This is a genomic window from Mycobacterium sp. BMJ-28, from assembly GCF_054404835.1.
In genome coordinates, this window is record NZ_CM136783.1 from 879,265 (window position 1) to 905,558 (window position 26,294).

Annotated in this window: 26 protein-coding genes and 1 tRNA gene; 11 read left to right on the forward strand and 16 right to left on the reverse strand. The window is 65.5% G+C overall.

Annotated elements, in window-relative coordinates; all coding sequences use genetic code 11:
- Positions 1–31: 31 nt before the first annotated feature.
- Positions 32–898, forward strand: coding sequence for a formyltetrahydrofolate deformylase (gene purU, locus ACXPWS_RS04395; RefSeq protein ID WP_458713411.1), 867 nt, complete (start codon positions 32–34; stop codon positions 896–898).
- Between the two features lie 92 nt (positions 899–990).
- Here the strand turns inward: purU and ACXPWS_RS04400 are convergent, their stop codons facing one another.
- On the reverse strand, positions 991–1,623 hold the full coding sequence (locus ACXPWS_RS04400; RefSeq protein WP_458711268.1) for a TetR/AcrR family transcriptional regulator: 633 nt from the start codon (positions 1,621–1,623) through the stop codon (positions 991–993).
- A gap of 125 nt (positions 1,624–1,748) precedes the next feature.
- Between ACXPWS_RS04400 and ACXPWS_RS04405 the strand changes: the two genes are divergently transcribed.
- The 3 genes from ACXPWS_RS04405 (at position 1,749) to ACXPWS_RS04415 (ending at position 3,577) form a co-directional block, all read left to right on the forward strand.
- On the forward strand, positions 1,749–2,483 hold the full coding sequence (locus ACXPWS_RS04405) for an SDR family NAD(P)-dependent oxidoreductase (protein WP_458711269.1): 735 nt from the start codon (positions 1,749–1,751) through the stop codon (positions 2,481–2,483).
- Positions 2,484–2,936, forward strand: a complete 453-nt coding sequence (locus tag ACXPWS_RS04410) for a nuclear transport factor 2 family protein (RefSeq protein WP_458711270.1) — start codon at positions 2,484–2,486, stop codon at positions 2,934–2,936.
- A 218-nt stretch (positions 2,937–3,154) separates the two neighbouring features.
- Positions 3,155–3,577 (forward strand): hypothetical protein, encoded by a 423-nt coding sequence (locus ACXPWS_RS04415; protein ID WP_458711271.1) that lies wholly within the window; start codon positions 3,155–3,157, stop codon positions 3,575–3,577.
- Positions 3,578–3,625: 48 nt separating this feature from the next.
- Here ACXPWS_RS04415 and ACXPWS_RS04420 read toward each other — a convergent pair whose 3' ends face one another.
- From ACXPWS_RS04420 to ACXPWS_RS04450, 7 genes are all read right to left on the reverse strand, one after another.
- Positions 3,626–4,342, reverse strand: a complete 717-nt coding sequence (locus ACXPWS_RS04420) for a hypothetical protein (RefSeq protein WP_458711272.1) — start codon at positions 4,340–4,342, stop codon at positions 3,626–3,628.
- Positions 4,330–5,937, reverse strand: a complete 1,608-nt coding sequence (locus tag ACXPWS_RS04425; protein ID WP_458711273.1) for a WXG100 family type VII secretion target — start codon at positions 5,935–5,937, stop codon at positions 4,330–4,332. Before ACXPWS_RS04425 ends, ACXPWS_RS04420 begins: the two co-directional genes overlap by 13 nt.
- A gap of 26 nt (positions 5,938–5,963) precedes the next feature.
- On the reverse strand, positions 5,964–6,263 hold the full coding sequence (locus tag ACXPWS_RS04430) for a hypothetical protein (RefSeq protein ID WP_458711274.1): 300 nt from the start codon (positions 6,261–6,263) through the stop codon (positions 5,964–5,966).
- 171 nt (positions 6,264–6,434) lie between these two features.
- Positions 6,435–6,507: transfer RNA gene (locus tag ACXPWS_RS04435), tRNA-Arg, on the reverse strand.
- 39 nt (positions 6,508–6,546) lie between these two features.
- Positions 6,547–7,248 (reverse strand): anti-sigma factor, encoded by a 702-nt coding sequence (locus ACXPWS_RS04440; protein WP_458711275.1) that lies wholly within the window; start codon positions 7,246–7,248, stop codon positions 6,547–6,549.
- A complete protein-coding gene (locus tag ACXPWS_RS04445) occupies positions 7,245–7,829 on the reverse strand; it encodes a sigma-70 family RNA polymerase sigma factor (protein ID WP_458711276.1) in 585 nt (194 codons plus the stop codon). The genes ACXPWS_RS04440 and ACXPWS_RS04445 overlap by 4 nt, the downstream gene beginning before the upstream one ends.
- On the reverse strand, positions 7,826–8,098 hold the full coding sequence (locus ACXPWS_RS04450) for a hypothetical protein (RefSeq protein WP_458711277.1): 273 nt from the start codon (positions 8,096–8,098) through the stop codon (positions 7,826–7,828). Before ACXPWS_RS04450 ends, ACXPWS_RS04445 begins: the two co-directional genes overlap by 4 nt.
- Before the next feature lie 291 nt (positions 8,099–8,389).
- Here ACXPWS_RS04450 and chvE point away from each other — a divergent pair, with 291 nt between their 5' ends.
- The 4 genes from chvE to ACXPWS_RS04470 are packed head-to-tail and all read left to right on the forward strand — an operon-like array spanning position 8,390 to position 13,476.
- Positions 8,390–9,478 (forward strand): multiple monosaccharide ABC transporter substrate-binding protein, encoded by a 1,089-nt coding sequence (chvE, locus tag ACXPWS_RS04455; protein WP_458711278.1) that lies wholly within the window; start codon positions 8,390–8,392, stop codon positions 9,476–9,478.
- Between the two features lie 20 nt (positions 9,479–9,498).
- Positions 9,499–11,007, forward strand: coding sequence for a multiple monosaccharide ABC transporter ATP-binding protein (gene mmsA / locus ACXPWS_RS04460; protein ID WP_458713412.1), 1,509 nt, complete (start codon positions 9,499–9,501; stop codon positions 11,005–11,007).
- Complete coding sequence (gene mmsB, locus ACXPWS_RS04465) at positions 11,004–12,236, forward strand: multiple monosaccharide ABC transporter permease (RefSeq protein ID WP_458711279.1); 1,233 nt, start codon at positions 11,004–11,006, stop codon at positions 12,234–12,236. The genes mmsA and mmsB overlap by 4 nt, the downstream gene beginning before the upstream one ends.
- A gap of 4 nt (positions 12,237–12,240) precedes the next feature.
- Entirely contained in the window at positions 12,241–13,476 is a 1,236-nt protein-coding gene (locus ACXPWS_RS04470) for a galactokinase (RefSeq protein WP_458711280.1), read from the forward strand.
- Here ACXPWS_RS04470 and ACXPWS_RS04475 read toward each other — a convergent pair.
- From ACXPWS_RS04475 to ACXPWS_RS04500, 6 genes are read right to left on the reverse strand one after another with little or no spacing between them, the layout of a single operon-like run.
- On the reverse strand, positions 13,470–14,402 hold the full coding sequence (locus tag ACXPWS_RS04475) for an aldose 1-epimerase family protein (RefSeq protein WP_458711281.1): 933 nt from the start codon (positions 14,400–14,402) through the stop codon (positions 13,470–13,472). The genes ACXPWS_RS04470 and ACXPWS_RS04475 overlap by 7 nt on opposite strands.
- Entirely contained in the window at positions 14,403–15,410 is a 1,008-nt protein-coding gene (locus ACXPWS_RS04480) for a LacI family DNA-binding transcriptional regulator (protein ID WP_458711282.1), read from the reverse strand.
- Positions 15,411–15,433: 23 nt separating this feature from the next.
- On the reverse strand, positions 15,434–16,441 hold the full coding sequence (locus tag ACXPWS_RS04485) for an ABC transporter permease subunit (RefSeq protein WP_458711283.1): 1,008 nt from the start codon (positions 16,439–16,441) through the stop codon (positions 15,434–15,436).
- Entirely contained in the window at positions 16,438–17,511 is a 1,074-nt protein-coding gene (locus ACXPWS_RS04490) for an ABC transporter permease (RefSeq protein ID WP_458711284.1), read from the reverse strand. Before ACXPWS_RS04490 ends, ACXPWS_RS04485 begins: the two co-directional genes overlap by 4 nt.
- Positions 17,508–19,037, reverse strand: coding sequence for a sugar ABC transporter ATP-binding protein (locus ACXPWS_RS04495; protein ID WP_458711285.1), 1,530 nt, complete (start codon positions 19,035–19,037; stop codon positions 17,508–17,510). The genes ACXPWS_RS04490 and ACXPWS_RS04495 overlap by 4 nt, the downstream gene beginning before the upstream one ends.
- A 10-nt stretch (positions 19,038–19,047) precedes the next feature.
- Positions 19,048–20,037: an ABC transporter substrate-binding protein gene (locus ACXPWS_RS04500; protein WP_458711286.1), complete on the reverse strand. Its 990-nt coding sequence runs from the start codon at positions 20,035–20,037 to the stop codon at positions 19,048–19,050.
- A gap of 261 nt (positions 20,038–20,298) precedes the next feature.
- On the opposite strand from ACXPWS_RS04500, the gene araB reads away from it, so the two are divergent.
- The 3 genes from araB to araA are packed head-to-tail and all read left to right on the forward strand — an operon-like array spanning position 20,299 to position 24,169.
- On the forward strand, positions 20,299–21,981 hold the full coding sequence (gene araB, locus ACXPWS_RS04505; RefSeq protein ID WP_458711287.1) for a ribulokinase: 1,683 nt from the start codon (positions 20,299–20,301) through the stop codon (positions 21,979–21,981).
- Positions 21,978–22,661: an L-ribulose-5-phosphate 4-epimerase gene (locus ACXPWS_RS04510; protein WP_458711288.1), complete on the forward strand. Its 684-nt coding sequence runs from the start codon at positions 21,978–21,980 to the stop codon at positions 22,659–22,661. The genes araB and ACXPWS_RS04510 overlap by 4 nt, the downstream gene beginning before the upstream one ends.
- Positions 22,661–24,169: an L-arabinose isomerase gene (araA, locus tag ACXPWS_RS04515; RefSeq protein WP_458711289.1), complete on the forward strand. Its 1,509-nt coding sequence runs from the start codon at positions 22,661–22,663 to the stop codon at positions 24,167–24,169. Before ACXPWS_RS04510 ends, araA begins: the two co-directional genes overlap by 1 nt.
- A 3-nt stretch (positions 24,170–24,172) precedes the next feature.
- Here araA and ACXPWS_RS04520 read toward each other — a convergent pair whose 3' ends face one another.
- Positions 24,173–24,967, reverse strand: coding sequence for a TIGR03621 family F420-dependent LLM class oxidoreductase (locus tag ACXPWS_RS04520; protein WP_458711290.1), 795 nt, complete (start codon positions 24,965–24,967; stop codon positions 24,173–24,175).
- A 49-nt stretch (positions 24,968–25,016) separates the two neighbouring features.
- Positions 25,017–26,084, reverse strand: a complete 1,068-nt coding sequence (locus ACXPWS_RS04525) for a poly-gamma-glutamate hydrolase family protein (protein ID WP_458711291.1) — start codon at positions 26,082–26,084, stop codon at positions 25,017–25,019.
- Positions 26,085–26,294 lie beyond the last annotated feature (210 nt).

Sequence of the window (26,294 nt, forward strand, 5' to 3'; positions counted from 1 at the left end):
AACCACCCGATCACATCGGGCCGCCAATCACCTGGCGAGCCCGCTGCAGGACGTCGGCCGACTATTGTTGCGTTGCCCCGATCGGCCTGGGTTAGTGGCAGCAGTGAGCGCATTCCTGTCGCAGGCTGGAGCCAATATCGTTTCGCTGGACCAACATTCGACCGAGCAGTCCGGCGGAACGTTCGTTCAGCGCACCATTTTCCACCTGCCGGAACTGCCGATGACGAGGGAGGCGCTGGAGAATGCCTTCCGGGTAAATCTGGCAGACCGGTTCGATATGGAGTTCACACTCACCGAGGCGTCGACGCCAAAGCGGGTCGCAATCATGGCGTCCAAGGACGACCACTGCTTGTTGGATCTACTGTGGCGCAACCGACGAGGCGAACTGGATATGTCGGTGGTGCTAGTGATGTCCAACCATTGCGACTTGGCCGATCAGGTCCGTCCGTTCGGCGTGCCGTTTCTGCACGTGCCCACCACTAAAAACAATTGTGCACAAGCAGAACGCCGCCAACTGGATTCACTGAGGGGCAACGTGGATCTCGTCGTGCTGGCTCGTTACATGCAGATTCTCTCACCCTATTTCTTGGCAGAGGTCGGTTGCCCTGTGATCAACATTCATCACTCCTTCCTGCCGTCCTTTATCGGGGCATCGCCGTACCGGCGCGCCCGAGAACGCGGTGTCAAACTCGTCGGCGCAACCGCTCACTACGTGACCGACACTCTCGATGACGGACCGATCATTGAACAAGACGTCGTACGGGTGGACCATCGACACGGCGTAGCCGATTTGGTACGCCTCGGTGCCGACGTAGAGCGCGCCGTGCTCTCCCGAGCGGTCCTATGGCACTGCGAAGACCGCATCATCCGATACGGCAACCAGACCATCGTCTTCTGACGATCTGGACCAGCTGAGTGCAGCGCGGTATGCGCTGACTCGAGGGGTGCTGGCAGCTATGAGGTTGGGGGACTTCAGCTTTTCCCTTGGCGTCAAATTCGGTTGAGATCGCAGTCGGGTCCGGTTGACAGATTCCCACCTGCCCCGGGCGGTACCTCTGCCGCGGGGACGGCGTTGTCGATGAGCACCACTGCGATGGCGGCGGCGGTGGCGAAGGTGTCGGAGTCCAGAACTCGCTTGCGTGCCGATGCGCCGTCCAAGAGCAGTGCCAGTTGTTCGCCGAGTTGTTCGGGATCGGTGGCGCCGCCCTCGCGCGCGGCTTCGGTGAGCCGCGCGGCAAAGGCCTTCTTGTACTCGCGGGCGTGTACGCGGGCCGGGTGGCCCGCATCGTGGAGTTCGACGGCCGCCGCGATGAACGGGCACAGCGGCGCGTGGATGTCGAAAACGGCGAGGAGCTGTTCACGCGGCGTGAGGTCGGTGTTGTCGAACACCTCGGGCAGGATGTCGGGATCGAATCGGCGTAGGTGTTCGGCGATCAGCTCGTCCTTGCCGGTGAAGTGCTGGTAGAACGTGCGCTTGGACACTTGGGCCACCGCGCAGAGCTGGTCCAGGCCGGTGCTGTTGATGCCTTGATCGCGGAACAGTTGTCGTGAAGCGCCGAGGATGCGCTCTCGTGCACCCCTGCCGCGGCGCAGACCCCGCGGCCCCTTCTCCAACTCCGTCATGCCTTCAGCATAACCCGTTCGGTACAGATCGGTGTACATAGCTTGCGCTCGGCGCGGGTGCCCGCTACGTTAAGTAATCAGATCGGTGTACATAACATCGGCGGTTTTCGATAGAGGGAGTAATCATGGGAAAGCTCGATGGCAAGGTCGCGGTGATCACCGGAGCGACAAGTGGCATGGCGCTGGCCGGCGCCAAATTGTTCGTCGACGAGGGAGCGCACGTCTTCATCTCGGGCCGACGGAAGGATGCGCTGGATCAGGCCGTCGAACGTATCGGGCGGAATGTGACCGGCGTGCAGGGCGATTCGGCCGACCTGGACGATCTGGACCGCTTGTTCGACACGGTCAAACGGGAGAAAGGCGCGATCGACGTGTTGTGGGCGAGCGCCGGGGTGGGTAAGCAGAACAAGCTCGGTGAGATCACCGAAGAGGACTTCCACGACGCCTTCTGGCTGAACGCGCGCGGCACGCTGTTCACGGTCCAGAAGGCACTGCCGCTGTTCAACGATGGCGGCTCGATCTTCATGACCGGATCGAACGCCTCGCTGCGCGGCTATCCGAGTTGGAGTGTGTACGCCGGAAGCAAGGCCGTGCTGCCCGCCTACGCCCGGGTGTGGGTGTCCGAGTTGCGGGACCGCAAGATCCGGGTGAACGTGCTGACCCCCGGCCAGGTCGCGTCGCCGATGTTGGCGGAGGTGATGGACGACGAAATGAAGGCGCAGTTCGAGTCCGTGATCCCGCGGCGGGAGATGGGCCACCCCGAGGAGATCGCCTCGGCCGCACTGTTTCTCGCCTCGGATGATTCGAGTTACGTCAACGGCCAGGAGCTGGTGGTCGACGGCGGCACCACGGTGATCTGAGTGAGCGACGACCGGATGACGACGTACGCCCCACACCGTAACACCGTGGAATTCTTCGTCGACTGCATGCACGGCGGCGCAGACAAAGACGCACTTACCGGCATCCTCGCCGAGGACGTGGTGATGTACGGCCCGCTCGGTGATGACCCACTCACCGGCCGCGAGGCTGTGCTGCAAGCGATTCGCACGGTCGGCACGGTGGCGTCCGACCTCACCTACAAGGAGGTCCTGAGCGGCGAGACGCACCACGCCGCGTACTTCAGGCTGCAGATCGACGACACGGTGGTCGACGGGATGGACTACATCCTGCTCGATGCGGACGGCAAGATTGCCGAAGTGACCATCTGGTGGCGCCCGCTGCCCACCGGCGTCGCGATGCAGGGGCGCCTTGCCGGTGTGCTCGGTATGCAGCCCTGGGAATTGCGCACCGATGCCGACGAAAAGCCGCGCTGACTCGCAAAAGCGACATTCCCGCCAACTCAAATGCAGAACGGGGTCGAGCGCATTGACCCCGTGGTCGACCACAACAAGTTCAACTCGATTGAAGACGTGGTGCGTTCGGATCCGAACTCGTTCTCAGCGATGGAGATACGATACTTGAGCCAAAACGCCGCATCGTACGGATACGAACGAGTGGGTGACTCCTGGGTGCGAGTGAAAGGCAGTTAACCGTGACCAAGAATTTTCCGGCCGAAGCCCAATCCATCGTCGGACCCCTATTGGTCGACCTTGGATTCACCCTCGACGAAATCGACGACGACGTCGACGAGGGCGAACGACACGGATCTGTCGTCTACTACCGTTCAGGCGACTGCAAGATCCAGATCTATCGGTCCGCTAGGGAGGGCGGCGTGAACGCCATGATCGCGCCGCTCGACACGCCCAGTCAATTCGGTCTGCACGACCGGAGTCGTAGATGGCAATATCTCGCCAAATTCTCGCAGGTGCCAGACGTATCTCTCGAAGAATTGGTCAACGCGGTGAGCTTCGAGCCGAAGACCGACTCCCGACAATTGGAGTGGGTTAGGGACTCCATTGCCGAGCACTTCCAGGCAGCGCACGACGGAATTCTCAAGATGTTCCAAAGGGGTTAGCGGACGGCCCACTGAGGTGGAGCTCCTCACCTCGAGAGGTGCGGTCGCTTAGGGAATGCCGACGTAGTCGGGTGCGGTCATGCCGGTGCGTCGGATGGCCTCAAGGTTGTCAGGGGCGTACATACCCGGAAGTAGATGCAGGATGTAGCGCAGGACGACCGGTTTTCCGGCTTTGTAGCTGACTTCGACGCTGGTCACTAGCCCGGTCGGGCTGACACCGGTGGACACCACGCGCTTGTAGCTGTCGTTGCGGTGCTTGTTCATGCCGTCGATCCACGTATCCACCCGGTCTTTCGAGTAGCCCCAGCGGGTGATGCCGCCACGGACTTCGGCGATCGCGTGCTCGATGTCGTCGGCGGAGCGCCAGTAGACGATTTCGTGGAGTGTGTTGTTGCGCGGGCTGAGGCTGACCATGATGGTTTGGGTGTCGGTGACCTCGCGACCTTGGGGTCCGTCGAGGACGAGCAGCATGGCGGGTTCATCGGCTCCGCCGATGGCGGGACCCGTCTGGTGTCCTTCCAAGCCGACGGCGGCGAGGGTCTCTGTCCCGGTGCGCAGGTCGAACTTGGCGATGCGGCTGTCAGTTATTTCCTGTACGCCGGCATCATCGAGTCGTGAGTAGCCGACATCGTCGATCCGTGCCTCGAGTACCGACATGTCACTCTCCTTATTCGTGTTGCGTTCGCCGACAACGCATCCCGCACATGCCACCATCATGATGATTGCGCCTGCAACACAGAAGAGGCGTGCGGTCAGCGTTCCCATGGCCACTTAAACTCCACGTCAACATCGACGTCGGTGAGGCGGCCGACGATCTCGTCCACCTGGCTGACCAGGCGCTGGTTCTCAATCCGGGTGTCGAAGTCGCTGCCGACGATGTCACGTGCCTGCGCGAGGTCGGTGCCGATCAGATGCTGGTAGGCGGGCAGAGTGTCGGTCTGAATCAGCTTCCAACGGTCGTCGAATCCCGCGATATTGCCATCGGGGAGCGGCGTCGTGATGTGGGTTTCGGTCACCAGGCCGGTGCGGACGGTGGCCTCAAGGGGAAACAACTCGCCGAACGTGTGGGCGCCGGGAATGGATGGGGCGCCGATCGCGGTGAGGCCGTAGGTCACAGCGGGCCCGGTGACCGGACGGTCACGCATGTCCTGGTAGTCATCATCGATGATGTCGTGTTGCTCGCGGTAGAGCAGCATCTCATTGCCCTTGCTGATGAGTGCGGAATCGTCCTGCTTGATGCCGGCGTCGATGGCGTGCCAGGCTCCCCGGCCGTTCTCGTCCATCAGACCGGCCCTGGCCATTCTGTCGATCTCGTTCGTGCCGCCGTGCAGATAGGCCTCGTGCATGCTGGCCTGGTCGTTGAAGATCTGCTGCTGCATGCTGAGGAACTTTGTTTCGTACCAGGCGACTTCTTCTGCCGAGAGGTTGCTCAGTCCTTTGAGTTGAGGGTTTCCACCGACTTTGTCGGCGATCTGTTTGAGCATATTTAGATCGTAGAACCCACCGGCGAAGGAGGGGCCGATCATATTCGCCATGCCGGCCCACTGCAGGTCGGGATGGTCGAGGAACAGCTGACCGTAGTATTTGTAGACCTTGGTAATCGTCTCGGCGTTGAATTCCGTCCCTTTGGCCGGATCCCATTTGGCGGGGTCGATTCCGGCTTGCTCCAACGCCTCCCGCTTCCAGTAGTCCTGCAGGAATTGGCTGTAGTAGCCGGAGTCGCCACGCAGCGCGCCAGCGTCAACCGCCGCGTCGAGCAGGGGTTTGGCACCATCCGGGTGGTTGGCAACCCATTCCTGAAATCTCGGATCGTTCAGCACGGCTTGGAGTTGGTCTGGTGCCAACCCGAGAAGCGAGGCCGGCGGCTGATAGTCACGTCCGGCGGCGACATCGTTGGCGGTGGCTGTTGTCTCGTCAATCGCCGAGTCGATCGCAAAGCCGACCGCCTCGTCCTCAGCTACCAGAGTTTCCAGCCGCGACTGAATGGTCGCCTCGTGGCTGAGCCGCACCTGCTCGCGGTCCTGGCTCCCCGTGGTGTCGGTGACGGTCCAGTTGGCGTCATCGACGGCGAACTTGTCGGCGACCGCCGCGTCGACCGCACTGAGCAGCGAGTCCCGTGCCGACCCCAGTCGCGCGGCGCCGTCATTGAGTGCCGTAATGACGGCGTCCACGTGTCCGGCGATGCGTCGTCCCGCCGTCACTTCTGCGCGGGCGCGTTCCAGAGCGGCGTCAGCACCCGCGCCGGTCCACGATCCATGCGCCGCTTCGGCTTGCCGCAGTACCTCGTCGAGTGATCGCTCAAACGACTCATTGGCTGTGTTGATCTGCCGTGCCGCAGTGGCCAAGTCCTGGGGATTCATGCGGCGAACACTGGACACAGTGAACGTCACAGCACGCCGTCCTCCGTCAACTTCTCGACGAGTGCCTGATCAGTTCGTTCGTAGTTGTCTGCAGCCGATCGACACGCTCCGGCCATGTTGTGGATGCGATTGCCAGTCGCGTCGAACGCCGCGTCGACCCTTTTCCCCACCTCGACGGCGAAACGTCCGGTGTCGGTCTCGGGCAACGACTCCATCAGGTGCTGCGTCGCCTGGGTTGTATCGAGATCCGCGACAGCGTCCGCGCACTGCCCGTATCGCTGGGCCATACCGCGCAGCATCGGCAAATCCACCTTCAAAGGCGCCATCTTCGCCACCCCCCCCGATTGGCTACCAGTCACTCAGGCACTCCGAAAACGCCCCCAGCGTCAGTTGACGATACCTACTCACAATGCCTGAGCGGCAAGTTGCAACTATTTTCTCGTCTCATTACTAGGGACGAAACGTCAAGCATTACCCGAGGTAATACATTCACAAAGTGCCCCCGGCATGATTCGAACATGCGACACCGGCTTTAGGAGAGCCGTGCTCTATCCCCTGAGCTACGGGGGCCAGGGACGGTCGAAGCTTACCGAAGCCGGGCCGGCTGGCCTAAGTCAACGGCAGCTGGGCGAAGATCGGCGTGGTCGGCGCCGTCGAACCCTTCCCCGGCTCGACGGTGAAGGCCAGCGCGGTCGCACCGCCCAGGTCAGGCAGCACCGCGGTGGTGGACGGTGCCACGGCCGCCTGATCCATGGTGCCGGCGGACTCCGGGCCGGCATCCCGAAGCAGCCACATCTGGTAGACGGTGCCGGTGGCAGGCGGGGCGACGTTGTTCATCACCAGCACACCGGCGTTGCGTTCCTTGGAGAACACCACGGTGGCGGTACCACCGGTGGGGATCGGGCCGGAGACGGTACGCACGTCGGGGGCTGCGAACACCTGCTGGGCGGTCGAGGGTGCCGGCGGCGTCGGCCGGACGGCGATACCGATCCCGACTCCGGCGGCGGCCACCACGACGGCGGCCGCGGCGGCCAGCACGGCGGCGCGCCAGCGTTTGGGCCGAAGCTCGACCAACCGACCCGAACCGACCGCGGACAAGACCCGGTCCCGAAGGTGGGCGGGCGGTTCCAGCGCGGTGACGGCCGATACCCGTGCCATCGCCTCACGCACCGCGACGACTTCGTCGGCGAACTGGCGGGCCACCTCGGGAGGCGCGTCGGCCAGGTGGCGTTCGACTTCACCGTCATCGACGGCGTGCAGCGCGTACGCCGTCGCTAACGTCATCACCTCATGCTCGACGGGCCCGGTCACGCCGCCCCCAGACAGTTACGAAGTGCCCGCAGACCGTCGCGCATCCGCGATTTGATGGTGGCGAGGTTGGCCGACAGTCGTTCGGACACTTGCCGATAAGTGAGCCCACCGTAGTAGGCCAGGTCGATGCACTCGCGCTGGGCATCGGTCAGTGAGCCGAGGCATTCGGAAACCCGGCGATGCTCATCGAGGGTGATCACCGAGTCGGCGACGTGGTCGGTGGGCGTGTCCACATTGGCCGCGCCATAGCGGGACTCGCGCTGGGCGGCCGACTGCTCGGCACGCACCCGGTCCACCGCCCTGCGGTGCGCCAGGGTCATCAGCCAGGCCAGCGGTGAGCCGGCCGTCGGGTCATAGCCGCCGGCGTTGTGCCACACCTGCAGATAGATCTCCTGGGTGGTTTCCTCGCTGTAGCCGGGATCGCGCAGCACCCGGGTGACCAGACCGAACACCCTGGCCCGGGTGTGATCGTAGAACTCGGCGAACGCCTGCGTATCGCGGCGGGCGACCCGACGCAGCAGAACGTCGAGGTCGGTGGTCACGAGCCGTAGCCTAGCGGCCGGCCGGACCTGTGTGGTCATGTCGGCCGCGACACCGGGGCGAACGTCCACGGCAGCGCATCGAAATGCTCGGACCTGAAACAGGCCTCGAAGGAGGCCAGGTACGAGTCCCGCAACTGCGCCGTCGGGGAGCGGTCGGCGCGAACCGCCGAGGTTCCGCGAACACGTTGCAGGGCAGGTGTACTCAGCTCGGACGTGGATCCGTCGAGGGCGGTCAGGAGGCCGGCCGGATCGAGCGACGTCCAGTCCGGACGGTGCGTCTCTCGGATTCCGTGGCGGCCGCGGTGCATATGCGATATTCGAAACCGGCCGCGCAGTGGATGGGACTGGGTCCGACCCAAACCGATGTTAATGCTCACATCGATAACTGCTGGATGACGGCTCCCGCCCCAGGCCGTCCACCTCCGAGTGCGGATAAAGAGGCCCTCACCTGGCCTCTTGGTACGAAGTGCCGGCGCCCCATTGACATAGAGTGAACTGGCTCACATACTTTTGGACGAGTGTTAACGTTCACATTTTCTCGGGCGACGGAGTTGCCGAGGCTGGCTGAGGCCCGCGTCCGGGTGTCGACAGGAGGAAGAATGCGGTTGCTGAGATGGTGTGTCGCCCTGTTGGTGATGGCCACGGTGGTGCTGGTGGGTTGCGGGCGAGCCACCGAGAGCGCCGGCAGCAGCACCTCGGAGAAGGGCACGATCGGTATCGCCATGCCGACGAAGTCCTCGGAGCGGTGGGTGGCCGACGGCCAGAACATGGTCGACCAGTTCAAGGCGTTGGGTTATAAGACAGATCTCCAATACGGCGACGATGTCGTGCAGAACCAGGTGTCCCAGATCGAGAACATGATCACCAAGGGTGTTCAGTTGCTCGTGGTCGCCCCGATCGACGGTTCCTCGCTGACCAATACCCTGCAGCGCGCGGCGGACGCCAAGATCCCGGTCATCAGCTACGACCGGTTGATCAAGGGCACCCCGAACGTCGACTACTACGCCACCTTCGACAACTTCAAAGTCGGTGTACTGCAAGCCAATTACATCGTCGACAAATTGAAGCTCGGCAGCGGCGCCGGACCGTTCAACATCGAACTGTTCGCCGGCTCGCCGGACGACAACAACGCCACCTTCTTCTACGACGGTGCGATGAGCGTGCTGAAGCCGTACATCGACAGCGGAAAACTGGTGGTCCGCAGCGGTCAGACCTCGTTCGACCAGGTGGCGACGCTGCGTTGGGACGGTGGCCTGGCCCAGTCCCGCACGGACAACCTGCTGAGCCAGGCCTACACCACGGCACGCCTGGACGCGGTGCTGTCGCCGTATGACGGCATCTCCCGCGGCGTCATCTCCGCCCTCAAGAGCTCGGGCTACGGCAACGCCGCCAAACCGCTGCCGATCGTCACCGGCCAGGATGCCGAACTGGCCTCGGTGCAGTCCATCGTGGCCGGCGAACAGACCCAGACCGTGTTCAAGGACACCCGCGAACTGGCCAAGGCCGCGGTACAGGAGTCCGACGCCGTGTTGACCGGTGGCACGCCACAGGTCAACGACACCAAGACCTACAACAACGGCGACAAGGTGGTGCCGTCCTACCTGCTGGACCCGGTGAGTGTCGACAAGTCCAATTACCAGAAGGTGTTGATCGACTCGGGTTACTACACGCCGGACCAGGTGAAGTGACCACGACACCGCTGCTGGAGATGCGGGGGATCACCAAGGAATTCCCCGGAGTCAAAGCGCTTTCCGGAGTGGACCTCACCGTCGAGGCCGGCGCTATCCACGCCATCTGTGGCGAGAACGGCGCGGGCAAGTCGACACTGATGAAGATCCTCAGCGGCGTCTACCCGCACGGCAGCTATGACGGGGAGATCAGATTCGGCGGGGAACTGTGCGCGTTCCGCGACATCCGCTCCAGCGAACGGTGCGGGATCGCCATCATCCACCAGGAACTGGCGCTGGTGCCGTACCTGTCCATCGCCGAGAACATGTTCCTGGGCAACGAGATTGCACGTCGCGGGGTGATCTCCTGGGACCGGACCGTGAGCGAAGCCCAGACGTTGCTGGATCGGGTGGGTCTGCGGGAAAGCCCGCAGACCCGGGTCTCCGATATCGGCGTCGGCAAGCAGCAACTCGTCGAGATCGCCAAGGCACTGTCCAAGGACGTCCGGCTGCTCATTCTCGACGAACCCACGGCCGCGCTGAATGATTCCGACAGCAGGCACCTGCTCGATCTGATCGTCGGCCTGCGTGAGCACGGCATCACCTCGATCATCATCTCGCACAAACTCAACGAGGTGCTGCAGGTCGCCGACACGGTCACCACGCTGCGCGACGGTCGCACCATCGACACCGTGCCGGTGGACGAGAAGCTCACCGAGGACGCCATCGTGCGGGCGATGGTCGGCCGCGACCTGACCGACAGATTCCCGTCCCGGCAGGGCTGCGATATCGGCGATGTGGTGTTCTCGGTGGCCAATTGGACCGTGCTTCACCCCATCGATCAGCACCGCAAGGTCGTCGACGATGTCACCATGAATGTCCGGGCCGGTGAGATCGTCGGCATCGCCGGGCTGATGGGCGCCGGCCGGACCGAACTCGCGATGAGCGTGTTCGGCCGGTCCTATGGCCGGTACGTGGGTGGTCAGGTCTTCAAAGCCGGCACCGAGATCGACACCAGCACGGTGCCGCGGGCGATCGGCCATGGAATCGCTTATGCCACAGAAGATCGCAAGTCGCTGGGGCTGAACCTGATGGACAGCGTGGCCACCAGCATCAGCCTGGCGTCCTTGGGCAAGGTCAGCCACCGATCGGTCATCGACCACCATGAGGAGACCCGCGTCGGCGAGCAGTTCCGCGCCTCGATGCGGATCAAAACCGGCTCGGTGCAGACCGCCACCGGAAAACTCTCCGGCGGCAACCAGCAGAAGGTCGTGCTCAGCAAGTGGCTGTTCACCGATCCGGACGTGCTGATCCTCGATGAACCGACCCGCGGCATCGACGTCGGCGCCAAACACGAGATCTACGTGCTGATCAACGAACTCGCCGCGCGCGGCAAGGCCGTCATCGTCATCTCCTCCGAACTCCCTGAGCTGCTGGGGCTGTGCGATCGGATCTACACGTTGAGTCAGGGCCGGCTGACCGGCGAGGTCCCGCGTGCCGACGCGACGCAGGAACTCCTGATGCAACACATGATGAAAGGACCCGCGTGACCATCACCGCGAAACAGCCGGCGCCAGAGATCGGCAAGGGCGATACACCGCCCGAACACCGGGGCAATGCGTTGTCGCGCTACCTGATGTCGCATGTGCGCCAGTCCGGAATGGTGGTGGCGTTGATCGCCATCCTGCTGCTGTTCCAGATCTGGACGGGCGGCATCGTGCTCAAACCGCTCAACGTCACCAACATCATCCAGCAGAACGGGTACATCCTGGTGCTGGCGATCGGGATGGTCATCGTGATCATCAACGGTCACATCGATCTGTCGGTCGGGTCGGTCGCCGCGTTCACCGGGGCCATGGGCGGTGTGCTGATGGTGCGCCTGGACCTGCCCTGGCTGTTGGCGACGGTGTTGTGTATCGCGATGGGCGCGCTGATCGGTGCCTGGCAGGGCTTCTGGATCGCCTACGTCGGCATCCCGTCGTTCATCGTGACCCTGGGCGGCATGCTGGTGTTCCGCGGCGCCACCCAGTATCTGCTCGAAGGCCAGTCGATCGCGCCGATGCCCCGCGGACTGGAACAGATCAGCAGCGGCTTCCTGCCCGAACTGGGCACCGCCGCGCTCTATCACTGGCCCACGGTGATCCTGGGTGCCGTTGCGATGGTCGCCACCGTCGTCATGCAGATCCGGCGGCGCCGCACGCAGATCCGTTACCAGCAAGAGGTTTCCAGCCGCGCGATATTCATCGCCAAATGTGCCGGCATCGTGGCGGCACTCGGTGCGGTCACCCTGCTGCTGGCCAGCTATCGCGGCGTGCCGATCGTCGGCATCATCCTTGTGGTCCTCACGCTGATCTACGCATTCCTGATGCGCAACACCGTGTTCGGCCGTCAGGTCTACGCGGTGGGTGGCAACGCCGCGGCGGCGAGTCTGTCCGGGGTGCGCAACAAGCGCGTCACCCTCATGGTGTTCGTGAACATGGGGATGCTGGCCGCGGTCGCGGGTCTGCTGTTCGCGGCGCGGCTGAATTCGGCCACTCCGCAGGCCGGCATCAACTTCGAGCTCGAGGCGATCGCGGCGGCATTCATCGGCGGTGCCTCGTCCAGCGGCGGTGTCGGCACCGTGTTCGGGGCCATCATCGGCGGCCTGGTGCTCGGTGTGCTCAACAACGGCATGTCGATCCTCGGTATCGGCAGCGATGTCCAACAGGTCATCAAAGGTCTGGTGCTGCTGGCGGCCGTCGGGTTCGACATCTACAACAAGCGCAGGGGCGGGAGGTGACGAGGTGCACACGGTCGCTATGAGGACGCCCACCGTCGCGCGCATACCTAACGATGCGGTGGTGGCACCCGTCGCACCCGAAAACCTGTGTGACCGCGCGGCGGAGTTGTTTCGCGACCGGTATGGCAGTGCCCCCGACGGCGTGTGGATGGCACCCGGGCGGGCCAACCTGATCGGCGAGCACATCGACCACGTCGGTGCCCGGGTGATGCCCTTCGCGGTGCCCTACGCCACGGCGGTCGCGGTCCGCGTACACGGCCACGACCGGCTGCGGTTGGCCTCGACCGGCCCGCTCGAGGACTGGGAAGGGGCCGGCGGCGATATCGGACCGCACCACCCGAGCGGCTGGGCCGGTTATGCCGCGGGCGTGCCGTGGGCGATGACGTATCACGACACCATCGCCCGTATTCCCGGTCTGGACGTCGCCGTGCATTCGTCGGTGCCCCAAGGCGCCGGGCTGTCCAGCTCGGCGGCACTGGAAACCGCGATAGCCCTGGCGATCGCCGAGCTGTTGGGTGCCGCAACCGATGACACCGGGCGGCGGACCCTGGCCCGTGATTGCCTCACCGCCGAGAACGTGGTGGTGGGCGCCCCCGCCGGGGGGATGGATCAGTCGGCCGCCCTGCGGGCCAGACCGGGCCATGTGATGCTGCTCGACTGCGGCACCTTCGGTGTGGAGCATCTGGAGTTCGACTGCCGGACAGCAGGTGTGACACCACTGATGATCAACACCAACACCGCCCATCGACCCGCCGGGGACGGATACCGGCTGCGCCGGGCCCGGGTGCAGCGGGTGTGCGCGCGCATCGGTCGGGCCGCCATGTACGACAATGACGATATCGAAGGCGTGCTGCGATGTGCGGTCCCCGACGACACCGGCCTGCGGCCCGCGGTGCGGCATGTGCTCACCGAGATCCGCCGGGTGAACGCGGTCGCAGAGCTGCTCAGGTCACGTCAGATCGCCGCCGTCGGAACGCATCTGAGCGCTTCACACGTCTCCCTTCGCGATGATCTGCAGGTGAGCTCACCGGAACTGGATACCGCGGTGGACGCCGCGCTGACCGCGGGGGCGCTCGGTGCGCGGATGACCGGTACCGGAGGCGCGGTCCTGGCACTCATCAAACCGGAGCGGCTGGGAGCCACCATCGAGACCGTGACGCGGGCGGCCGGACAGCGCGGACTGCCCAAACCAGAATTCCTGTTCGCGGTGCCGACCGGAGCGGCGCGCCGCGTCTACTGATCGTTGCGCCCGTAGCGGATCGACCAGGACGCCGACCAGACCTGCCCGGTCTCGAGCCAGCGCAGACCGGTGCCGCAGTTCAGCGCGTCGGCCGGAGCCGTCATCGGCTCCACCGCCACGGCCGTGACGAAACGGTCCCCGATCGGGTATTTGCGGGTGGTGAACACCTGGATGTAGCCGAATTGATCATCAGCCCACAGGGAAACGGTCCGTCCATCCGGGGCCCGCAAGGAGTGGGTGCTGCCGCCGGCGGTCATGTGCAATCCGGTCCACGCGTCATCGAGGTCGAGGTCGGCGACCCGGCGGCCGGTGCGCAGATCCCAGTAGCCGCCGGTAACGGGAGCGACACCGATCGGGTTGAGCCGGTCGTCGACCTCGATGTGTTGGTCGGCCGCGACGGTCAGGGTCAGTTCGGATGTCGCGACATCGCCGATGCACAGGAAGGGATGCGCGCCGATCGCCACCGGCGCCGGATCCGGCCCGACGTTCACCACGGTGTGTGTCACGTGCAGGCCGTCGTCGGCCAGCGCATAGCGCACCTGGGTGTCCAGATGGAACGGGTAGCCGTGCTGCGGGAACACCCGGGCGGCAAGGGATACCGCGGCGTCGGTGTGCTCCAGCAGCTCGTAGTCGGTGAAGCAGAGCAGACCGTGCAATGCGTTGCGGCGCTGGGGTTCGGTGACATCGAGCAGGTGGATGGTGCCATCGTGGGTCCAGCGCCCGTCTCGCACCCGGTTCGGCCACGGCATGAGCACCGTGCCGGAGTAGAAGGGCCGCAGCACATCTGATCGGTAGCCGGGAGTGAGATCGACACCGTCCACCGACAGCCGTCTGATCGCGGCGCCTACCCCGGTGATCACCGCGCGCGCCGCGCCGTGCGCCAGTTGGTATTCGGTGCCGTGCACGGTGACTTCTGCGACGTGCATCTAACGCCCTCCCGGAGGTGGTGGTGCGGTGCTGTCGCGTATCACGAGATCGGCTGACAGCAGCGTGGTTTCGCATTCGATGTCGAGCAGTGTGGCCTTCACCAGTGCGATGGCCCGCTGGCCGACCTCGGCGAAATCCTGCCGGATGGTGGTCAGGGCCGGAATGAGATAGGGCGCTTCCGGGATGTCGTCGAAGCCCACGACGCTGATGTCCTCGGGCACTCGGCGGCCGGCCGCGGCGAGGGCGTGCAGGACGCCGATGGCCATGTGGTCGTTGGCGACGAACACCGCGGTGACATCGCGGTCGGCGGCGACCTCCCGGCCGATGGCGTACCCGCGCGCGGCACTCCAGTCGCCTGTCCATGGCGGGCGGGGCGCCAACCGTGCCGCCAGCAGCGCATCGTGGTAGCCCCGGCTGCGGGCGGCCGCTTCCGGCCAGTTGTCCGGGCCCGCGACATGCGCGATCTCGGTGTGCCCGAGGTCGATGAGGTGCTGGGTCGCGATGCGGGCGGCGCCGACCTGATCCACCCCGACGGACAGCCCCGACCCGGAGAGATCACCTTCGACGACGATCACCGGGAGGCCGAAATCCTCGGAGTACACCACGTTGAGGGCGTCCTGCTGGGCGGCGATCATCACGATGGCTTCCACCGCAAGTCGGGATAGATGGTCGAGGGCGCCACGGATCTCCTGCCGCGTCACCGCCGCCAAAGTGACTGAGCTGGAGAAGAATCCCGCCTGGCGGGCGGATTCTTCGACGGAGCGCTGGATGCTCGATGGCCCGTATTGCCCGGTGCTGCTGCCGATGATGCCGATGATGCCGGATCTGCTGGTGACCAGCGCCCGCGCCACGCTGTTGGGCCGATAACCGAGTTGGGCGATGGCGTGCTCGACCCGTTCGCGGGTGGCGGGCCGGATGCTGCTGGAGCCGTTGATCACCCGCGACACCGTCTGGTGGGACACACCGGCCAGCCGGGCAACATCGGACATGACCGGCTTGCGACTCATCGCTCTATTATTGCCGCGGCTCATCACGTCGGCCGCGCCAGGACACGCTGCACCAAGACGAACACCAGCAACAAGGCGCCGGTCATGATGCGGGTCCAGTAGGAATCCAGGTTCTCGGCGGTGACGAAGATTTCGATGGTGCCCAGGACGAGCACCCCGATCAGCGCGCCGGCGACGTAGCCCACCCCGCCGGCCAGCACGACACCACCGATCACGGCGGCGGCGATGGTGTCGAGTTCCAAACCCACCCCGTTGAGGCTGTAGCCGGACAGTTTCTGCACGGCCAGCAGGATGCCGGCCAGCGACGCGCAGAATCCGCTGATGACATACACCGAGATGCGGGTGCGGCCGGCGGCCAGGCCCATCAACTGGGCCGACTGCCGGTTGCCGCCGACCGCGTACACCGTTCGGCCGAACCGGGTCCAGTGCAACACGTAGAGCGCCACGGCCAGCACGATCGCGGCGATCACCACCGGCCAGCGGATGAACTTGTCGTCGTATACGTACAGGTAGTGCAGCCCGAGGGTGCGCATGGCCGGATCCCTGATGGGCAGTGAGTCGACGCTGACGACGTAACACATCCCCCGGGCGGCGAACATGCCGGCCAGTGTCGCGACGAACGGTTGCACGTCGAAGTGCTCGATCATCACACCCATCACGAATCCCAGTGCCGGGCCGACCAAGATGACGGTGCCCAGGGCGAGCGGGGTGGGCCAGCCCAGCTGCAGCGTCTTGGCCAGGATCACCGTCGAGAGCGCCACCACCGAACCCACGCTGAGGTCGATGCCGCCGGTGAGGATGACGAACGTCATACCCGCCGCGAGCACGATGAGATAGGCGTTGTCCACGAAGAGGTTGAGGAAAACCTGTGTGGGACTGGCGAAATCATAGCGGACCAAAACACCGGAGAACATCACCACGAACAGCGCCACGGTGGTGAGCGGGCCGGTGAACCGGCTGCCGGCCAGCCGCCGGATTCGCGTCTTGACGTCACCGCCGGGGGTGGGTGGCACGGCCAGGGTCGCCGTCATGCGTGCACCTTCGTCTCGCTGGGGGGAGCCGGTTGCGCCGGGGGGACGCCCGCGGTCCCGGCAGGACGGCGCCGTCGGGTGCTGCGGGTGATCGCCGCGCGGAACTTGGCCGACTGCAGTAGGCAGACTGCCACGACGACAAGGGATTTGAACGCCAGGGTGACCTCGGGGCGGATCCCCAGGGTGTACACGGTGGTGGTCAGGGATTGGATGATCAGCGCACCCAGCAGGGTTCCGGTCAGGCTGTAGCGACCACCCAGCAGTGACGTTCCGCCGATCACCACCGCGAGGATGGCGTCCATCTCGATCCACAGCCCGGCGTTGTTGGCGTCGGCCGCGGAGATGTTCGACGCGATCATCAGCCCGGCGATTCCCGCGCAGACGGCGCAGAACACATACACCGCGAAAACGATGGTGCGGCTGCGCACTCCGGCCAGCCGGCTGGCCTCGGGATTGATCCCGACGGCCTCCAGGAGCATGCCCAGTGCGGTGCGGCGGGTGAGCACGGCGATGACGACGAAGATCACCAGGCTGACCAGGATGGCCACCGGCAGGCCGAGGACATACCCGGCGCCCAGCATCTTGAACGGCGCGCTGGTGACGGTGACGATCTGCCCTTCGGTGACCAGCAGCGCGATTCCGCGGCCGGCTGTCATCAGCACCAACGTGGCGATGATGGGCTGAATACCGAGCAGCGCAACGAGAGTGGCGTTCCACAAGCCGAGCGCACACGAGGCCAACACGGCCAACGCCATCGCGGTGAGGACGGTGCCGGGGCTTTCCGGGTGCGGCGAGGCGGCGATGTGGGCACACGCGATCGATCCGGCGATGGCCACCACGGCGCCGACCGACAGGTCGATCCCACGGGAGGCGATCACCAGGGTCATCCCCAGTGCCACCAGCAGGATCGGCGCGCCGTTGCGCAGAATGTCGATGATGCTGCCGTACAGGTGCCCGCTCTGCATCCGCACACTGAGGAAGCCGGGGGAGAGGGCGGCGTTGAGGGCCAGCAAGGCGACCAGCGCCAGGGCGGGCCAGAACAGTTGGTGCGCGGTGATTTTCTTGATCACGGGGAACCTGCCGCGATCAACCCGGTCAGGTCGACGTCGTGGTGCGCCTCCACCTGCGCGACGTTGTGCCGGTCGCGCATCACCACGATGCGATGCGAAACCCTGGTCACCTCGTCGAGTTCGGCCGAGATGAACACCACCGCCATCCCGTCGGCCGCCAGGTCGGTGACCAGTTGCTGGATCTGGGTCTTGGCGCCGATGTCGATGCCCCGGGTGGGCTCGTCGAGAATGAACAACACCGGCTCGGTGATGAGCCAGCGTGCCAGCAGCACCTTCTGCTGATTGCCGCCGCTGAGATTCTTCATCAACGTGTCGGGCCGGCGGGGCCGGATATCCAGGGCCGCCATGTATTTGTCGACGAGTTCGTTCTTGCTCCTGGCCGACAGCGGCCGCGCGAAACCGCGCCGCGCCTGCAGTGCCAGCACCAGGTTGTCGCGCACCGTCAGCTCGCCGAAAACCCCTTCGTCCTTGCGGTTCTCCGAGGTGAGTGCGAACCGGTGCCCGATGGCCGAACGCGGCGTGCGCACGCTGGCCCGAACGCCGTTCACCTTGAGCGCTCCGGAGGTGGCCCGGTCGGCTCCGAAGATCAGCCGGGCCAGTTCGGTGCGCCCGGAGCCCAGCAGGCCGGCCAGCCCGATGATCTCGCCCCGGTGGATGTCCAGGCTGACCGGCGCCACCTCGGGCATCCGGCCGAACCGGTCGAGGGACAGCACCGGTGTGCTCGTGACATCCACGGTGGCACGGGCGGCGTTGTCGGCCACCTCGTCGAGTGCGCCGACGGCCCGTCCCAGCATGGCGGTGACCAGATCCACCCTGGGCAGTTCGGCCGTCGGATACTCACCGACGAGCCGTCCGTTGCGCAACACCGTGATCCGGTCGGCGATGGCGTAGATCTGGTCCAGGAAGTGCGACACGAACAGGATCGCGGTGCCCGCGTCACGCAACCTGCGGATCACGCCGAACAGTTCGGCGACCTCGCCGGTGTCCAGGCTGGAGGTGGGTTCGTCCAGCACCAGCACCCGGGCGTGGCAGGCCGTGGCCCGGGTGATCGCCACCAGCTGCTGAACCGCGATGGGATGGGAACCCAGCCGAGAGCGGGAGTCGATGTCGAGTTCCAGCTCCGACAGCAGATCGGCGGCGCTGCGGTGCAGAGCGCGATAGTCGATTCGGCCCCAGCGTCGCGGTTCCCGGCCCAGCAGGATGTTCTCACCCACCGAGAGATTGGGGCACAGGTTCACTTCCTGATAGACGGTGCTGATGCCGGCTTCCTGGGACTGGCGCGGTCCGGCGAACGACCGCGGGACACCGTCGATGAGGATGTCACCGGAGTCGACCGGGTAGACCCCGGTCAACGCCTTGATCAGGGTGGACTTGCCCGCGCCGTTCTCGCCCATCAAGGCGTGTACCTCGCCGGGGAGCAGCCGGAAGTCCACCCCGTCAAGCGCTTTGACGCCGGGGAACTCGATGGAGATGTCACGCATCCGCACCACGGATGCGTCGGCGGGTGCTGGAATCGGGTGGTTCATGGCCGCCGGTCTAGTACTGACGCGCCGGCAGAACCTTGATCGCCTGCTGCTGGTCGAAGGTTTCGTCGGGTGTCACGACACGCGCGGGCACCTGCTCGCCCGCGGCGACCTTCTTCACCATGTCCATCAGTTGCGGGCCGAGCAGCGGGTTGCACTCGACGATGAAGTTGAACTTGCCGTCGGCCAGGGCCCGCATCCCGTCCCGGGTGGCGTCGATCGCCACGATCTTGATGTCCTTACCGGGAACCTTGCCCGCGGCTTCGATCGCCTCCAAGGCGCCCAGCCCCATATCGTCGTTCTGCGCGAACACCACGTCGATCTTCGGGGTCGACTTCAGCAGGGCCTCCATCACCTGTTTGCCGCCGGAACGGGTGAAATCGCCCGTCTGCGAAGCGACGATCTTCAGGTTCGGGTTGGACGAAATACCGTCCCGGAAACCGGTATTACGGTCGATCGCCGGGTCCGCGCCGGTGGTGCCCTCGAGCTGGACGATGTTCACCTGGCCGGGTGCAGCCGGGTACTGGTCGGCCACCCATCTGCCGGCCCGCCGGCCCTCGTCGATGAAGTCGGCGCCGATGAAGCTCTTGTACAGGTCCTTCTCCTGGGTGTCGATCGCCCGGTCGGTGAGGATCACCGGGATGTTGGCATTCTTGGCCTCCAGCAGCACGGCGTCCCAGCCGGTGCGCACCACCGGGCTGAACGAGATCACGCCGACACCTTGCTGGATGAACGAGCGCAGTGCCGAGATCTGTTTCTCCTGTTCGCCATTGGCGTCGGCGAACTTGAGATCGATCCCTGCGGCCTGCGCCGCGGATTTGATGGACTCGGTGTTGGCGGTGCGCCATCCGCTCTCGGCGCCCACCTGGGCGAAGCCCAAACTGACCTGGCCGCCGGCATTTCCGCCGCCGGCGCCACCGCCGGGTGCTTTACCACTGCCGCAGGCTGCCACGGTGGCGGCGACGGCGACGATGCCGATGACTGCGGCGAGAGTTTTTCTCACACCCGACTCCTTCTCGTTCTGGAATGTGCCGGGCGACGGCGCGCAACCGGACACGCATGGTTCGGATGACGATCAGCCGGGAAAGTGGCGGAGGTCACACTGGCTGATGTTAACGATCACTTTCGGCGAGGTCAACCCTCCGATAAGGCAGAAGGTGCGTTGACCAATGCAGAATGTTCACGTTAACATCGGCGGTGTGATGCAGGGCACAGGAGTGGGAAGGCTGGTTCCGATGGGCCATCTGTGGGTTGGGCCGAGGCGATGAGCGCCGACAAATACGTGGTGGGCGTGGACTTCGGGACGCTGTCGGGGCGTGCCCTGGTGGTGCGGGTCGCCGACGGTCACGAACTGGCCGCCGCCGAACATGTGTACCGGCACGGGGTGATCACCGATGTCCTGCCGGTCAGCGCCGCCGTCCGGCTGCCCGCGGACTATGCGCTGCAAGTGCCAGAGGACTACGTCGACGTGCTGCGCTTCGCGGTGCCCGAGGCGGTCGCAGCGGCCGGGATCGACCCCGCCGACGTGATCGGGGTGGGCACCGATTTCACCGCCTGCACCATGGTCGCGGCACGCGCGGACGGAACACCGTTATGCCAGTTGGACGAATTCGCCGACCGGCCACACGCTTACGCGAAATTGTGGCGGCATCACGCCGCGCAGCCCCAGGCCGACCGGATCAACACCCTGGCCGCGGTCCGTGGCGAGGCGTGGCTGCCGCGTTACGGCGGATTCATCTCCAGCGAATGGGAATTCGCCAAGGCACTGCAGATCCTGGAGGAGGACCCGGAGGTCTACGCCGCGATCGACTGTTGGGTGGAGGGCGCCGACTGGATCGTCTGGCAGCTCACCGGACAGTACGTGCGCAACGTCAGCACCGCGGGATACAAGGCCATCCGACAGGACGGCGCATACCCGTCCCGTGATTTCCTGGCCGCACTCCACCCCGGTTTCGCCGATTTCGTCACCGACAAGGTGGCGCGGACCATCGCGCCGCTGGGCGCTGCCGCGGGCACCTTGACCGAGCAGGCCGCCGCATGGACCGGACTGCCTGCGGGTATTTCGGTGGCCGTCGGAAACATCGACGCCCACGTCACCGTCGCGGCGGCGGACGCGGCCGAACCGGGGCGGCTCGTGGCCATCATGGGCACGTCGACATGCCATGTGATGAATTCCCGTGTCCTGCGGGAGGTTCCGGGTATGTGCGGAGTCGTCGACGGCGGAATCACGATGGGACTGTGGGGTTATGAGGCCGGCCAGTCCGGCGTCGGCGACATCTTCGCCTGGTTCACCGAAAACTGTGTCCCCGAGCGGTATTCGCAGGCGGCGCGTGAGCGTGGTGAGTCGCTACACGAGCACCTGTCCGTCCTTGCGGCCGAGCAGAGCATCGGTCAGCACGGTTTGGTGGCCCTGGATTGGCACAGCGGCAACCGCTCTGTCCTGGTCGACCACCATCTGTCCGGCGTGATCGTGGGACAGACGCTGGATACCACCTGCGTGGACCAGTACCGGGCGCTGCTGGAAGCCACCGCGTTCGGAACCCGGATGATCGTCGAAACCTTCGACCGCGCGGGAGTTCCGGTGGATGAACTGGTGGTCGCCGGCGGGCTGATCAAGAACCGGCTACTGATGCAGATCTACGCCGACGTGACCGGTCTGCCGCTGTCCTGCGTGACATCGGCGCAGGCGCCCGCACTCGGTGCGGCCATCCACGCCGCTGCCGCGGCCGATTTCTACCCCGATGTGCCGACGGCTTCGGCACGGATGGGCGGGCGCACGAAGAAAGCGTTCATGCCCATTCCGGAGAACACCGCCCGGTATGACGCGTTGTACGCGGAATACGTGGCGCTGCACGACTGGTTCGGCCGAGGGAATCCGATGATGCGCAGACTGCGGGCCATCCGCGCCGCCGCCGGGCAACCGGAGATGGCGAGGGCCGCACAATGAGCGTCACCTCGGACCTCTCCCGCACCGTCGCGGATCTGCGCAGGCAGGTATGCGATCTGCACGCCGAGCTCACCAGGTATCAGCTGGTCATCTGGACCGCAGGCAACATCTCGGCGCGGGTGCCGGGACAGGACCTCATGGTGATCAAACCCTCTGGCGTCTCCTATGATTCGATGACGCCCGAACACATGGTGGTCTGCGATCTCGACGGTGCCCTGGTGGACGGCGAGTTCGCGCCCTCCTCGGACACCGCCGCGCACGCCTATGTGTACCGGCATATGCCGGAGGTCGGCGGTGTGGTGCACACCCATTCGACGTATGCGACCGCGTGGGCGGCCTGCGGTGAGCCCATTCCGTGCATCCTGACGATGATCGCCGACGAGTTCGGCGGCGAGGTGCCGGTGGGACCGTTCGCGCCGATCGGCGACGATTCCATCGGACGGGGAATCGTCGACACCCTTCGCAACAGCCGCTCGGCCGCCGTGCTGATGCAAAATCACGGGCCGTTCACCATCGGGCCCGATCCCACGTCGGCGGTGAAAGCTGCGGTGATGCTCGAAGACGTCGCCCGCACCGCCTACATCAGCAGGCAGCTCGGCAGTCCTACCGAGTTGTCGGCACCGGTGATCACCGGGCTGTACGAGCGTTACCAGAATGTCTACGGTCAGAAGGAATCTTGATGCCCAACGCGCTTGAGAACAAAGAGATCTGGTTCGTCACCGGTAGTCAGTCACTGTACGGCCAGGACATTCTGGACCAGGTGGCCGAGCAGTCCCGCGTGATCGCCGACCGGCTGGACGCCAGCGCGCACCTTCCGGTGCCCGTGGTGTGGAAGCCAGTGGTGACCACCGGTGATTCCATCTACCGACTGCTCAGTGAGGCGAGCACCAGCGACGAATGCGTGGGTGTGATCGCCTGGATGCACACCTTCTCGCCGGCCAAGATGTGGATCCGCGGGCTCAACGCGCTGCGTCGACCGCTGTTGCACTTTCACACCCAGTTCGGTATCGAGATCCCCTGGGACACCATCGATATGGACTTCATGAACCTGAACCAGGCGGCGCATGGGGACCGTGAGTTCGGCTATATCCAAACCCGGCTGTCGGTCCCGCGGACCACCATCGCCGGGCACGTGGACAACCCCGACACCACCGCACGGATCGGTTCGTGGGCGCGTGCGGCGCTGGCCGCAGGCGACCTGCGCGGGATGCGGCTGGCCCGGTTCGGCGACAACATGCGCGATGTCGCGGTGACCGAGGGGGACAAGGTGGCCGCCGAATCGCGATTCGGCGTGTCGGTCAACTCCTATTCGGTCAACGATCTGGTGGCATCGGTCAACGCCGCGGCGGATGCCGATATCGACAAGCTGGTCACCGAATACCAGGACCGCTATGTGGTGGCCGAGGATCTGCGGCGTGGCGCCGACCGGCACGACGCGCTGCGCCAAGCCGCGCGGATCGAGATCGGCCTGCGCCAGTTCCTCGAGGACGGTGGGTTCAGCGCATTCACCACCAATTTCGAGGATCTCGGTGGGCTGAGGCAGCTTCCGGGCATCGCCGTGCAGCGACTGATGGCCGACGGATACGGATTCGGCGCCGAAGGGGACTGGAAGACCGCGGCCATGGTCCGGGCGGTCAAGACGATGGGTGTCGGCCTGCCGGGCGGTACGTCGTTCATGGAGGACTACACCTATGACCTGACCCCGGGGGCCGAGACCATCCTCGGCGCGCACATGCTGGAGGTGTGTCCCAGCATCGCCTCGGGTACGCCGACGGCCGAAGCGCATCCGTTGAGTATCGGCGGCCGGGAGGATCCGGTGCGGCTACGCTTCACCGCGCAACCCGGAGATGCTGTCGTGCTTGGCATCTGCGATGTGGGTGGCCGATTTCGGTTGATCGCCAACGAGGTCCGGGTGGTCGAACCCCCGGCGCCGCTACGGAGCCTGCCGGTGGCATGTGCGGTATGGGAGCCGCTGCCGTCCTGGTCCACCTCGACAGAGACCTGGCTGATGGCGGGCGGCCCGCACCACACGGTGCTGACCACCGCCGTGCCGGTGGCCTCCATCCGCGACCTGGCGATGATGACCGGCACCGAACTGCTCAACATCGGGGCCGGCACCAGCACGCACGACTTCCAGCGCGAACTCCGGTGGAACGCCGTGTACTACCACCTGGCCGACGGGCTGTGACGGCTATCGGAGTTCCGCGATGACCGCCGCGAATGCCTCGGCATGGGCCGATTGCACCACGAAATAGGTCACCCCGTAGTCGGCACGCAGCCGGCGCAGTTTGGCTGCCTGGTCGGCGATCGTCCCGGACAGCACTCCGGGGCTCTCCAGCAGTTCCTGGTCGGTGGCGTCCGGGGCGAATCGCCGCGTCATCTTCAGGTCCGGGACTCCCGAGCCGTCGGTGGGCACCGCGGTGATGGCCACGTTGAGTTCCAGGTCGTCGAAGCGGTCGCCGGCGACGCCGCGCAGGAATTCGACCCGGCCGGCCAGATCTCCGGTGACGCCGATGGTGGTGGCCCACTTGGCTGCCACGGTGAGCAGCCGGTCGCCGCCGCCGGCGATCACGATCGGTGCACCGGGAACATGCTCGGCCAGATAGGCGCTGACGTGCTCCAGGTATTCGATGCGCTGGCGGGCACCGGGGAACGGCAATTCGGCGGCGTCGAACTCCTCCTTGACATAACCCGCTCCCAGGCCCACCTCGAACCGGCCACCGGAGAGGTCGTGCAGTGTCTGAACATCGCGGGCCAGCAGCGCCGGCTTGTAGAAACACGCGTTGAGTACGAACGTCCCGACCCGCAGGGTGTCGGTCGCGGCGGCGACGGCGGTCAGCGCGGGGAACGGCGCGGCGATGCCCAGGTGATCAGGGACCAGAAGGACGTCATAGCCGAGGAGTTCGGCGCGGCGCGCTTCCTCCCGGACGAATGCCGCCGAGGACGCGTCGCGCATGCTGAAGCCGAACCGGAAATCGTGGGCCATGCCGTGATACTAGGTGCTGAATCTGACAGCGCGCCGAAACGACGGCCCATCAAGCCTTTTCAGGCCACGAGAGCGCCGCGGCCGCCAGTCCCCGGACCAGCGCCGAGGTCGCCGGGGTCAGTCCGTCGGCCCCCGCTAGTCCGCTGCGCGGGCTGATTCCGCGTACCCGAGGCGGCAATTCGAGTTGGGTGCCGCCGTCGCGGGGCCGGTTGACCGGGTTCGCCGGATGCAGCCCGCGTAGTTCGCGCGGGATCGACTCCAGGTCGGTGACCAGCTGATGCCCGGGTATGGCCAGGTGCCGGGACAGATGCGCCGCCAGTTCGCGATTACCACCGCCGGCGAGCAACTGGGTGCTCCGGCCGATGCGGCCGTAGCCGTGCAGCGAGACCGCGATGTCGACGTGGTCGAGAAACGCCGCCAGCCGCTCGGACTGCTCGGGCAGATAACGCGCCGAGGCCAGATGGTGCGGGTAGTCGGCCGGATGGCGTATCACGTAGCTCGACGCGTCGCTGGCCAGCGCGGCGCGTTCGGCGATGACGTCGGTCATCTTCTCCAGCCCGCCGCCGTGGATGGCCAGGAAGCCGAAACGCGAGCGCAGCGTGCAGGACTCGGTCACCTCGGGATCGGCCAGCAGAGCGGTGAGTGTCCGCGGGGCCGACGCCTTGGCTGCGCGGTCGTGGTGGGGCCAGCCGGCCGGGTCCCACCGCCGCAGGAAATCGATCCAGGTCTGCGGCAGGCCGTGATGCAGCGCGCCGTTGACGATTCGGTCCAGATAGCCGGGCCGCGGTGGCCCTGGCTCGACCCGGGGATCGATATAGACCCAGGCATCGCGCGGGCCGTCCGCGGTGTGGACCACCAGACGGTCGCGCCGATACCGCACCGGCACGCCCTCGGCGCTGTCCAGGGTGTTCAGGTCTCGGCCGCTGACCTGCCACAGCACACCGTGTACCAGCGCGCCGTCCAGTGGCTCGACGGTGGCGACGCCGCGTTCGTTGATCAGCCAGTCGTGGTCGGCGAGGGTCGCCGGGCGGGGGTCGGTGGCATCGGGGCAGCGCCGCGCCATCTGATCCACGCACAGGTTTGACCCGTACGCGAAATAGATGTGCGACAAGCCCATTCAGCCCCGCACGGTCAGATAGATCAACACTATGGCTTGCCCAGCGCTATGGGTTGACCTGCTAATACGTGGTCGGACATGTGCGTTGTGGGGGTCACTATCTTTAAGGTGACCGCCTGGTCGTCTGTCGGTTTCATCGTGCCCACCATTCCAGTACACCAGGTTGGTCGCGTTCGCCGCTCTCCGTGGCTCTCAGAGTCTCGGTGTGGG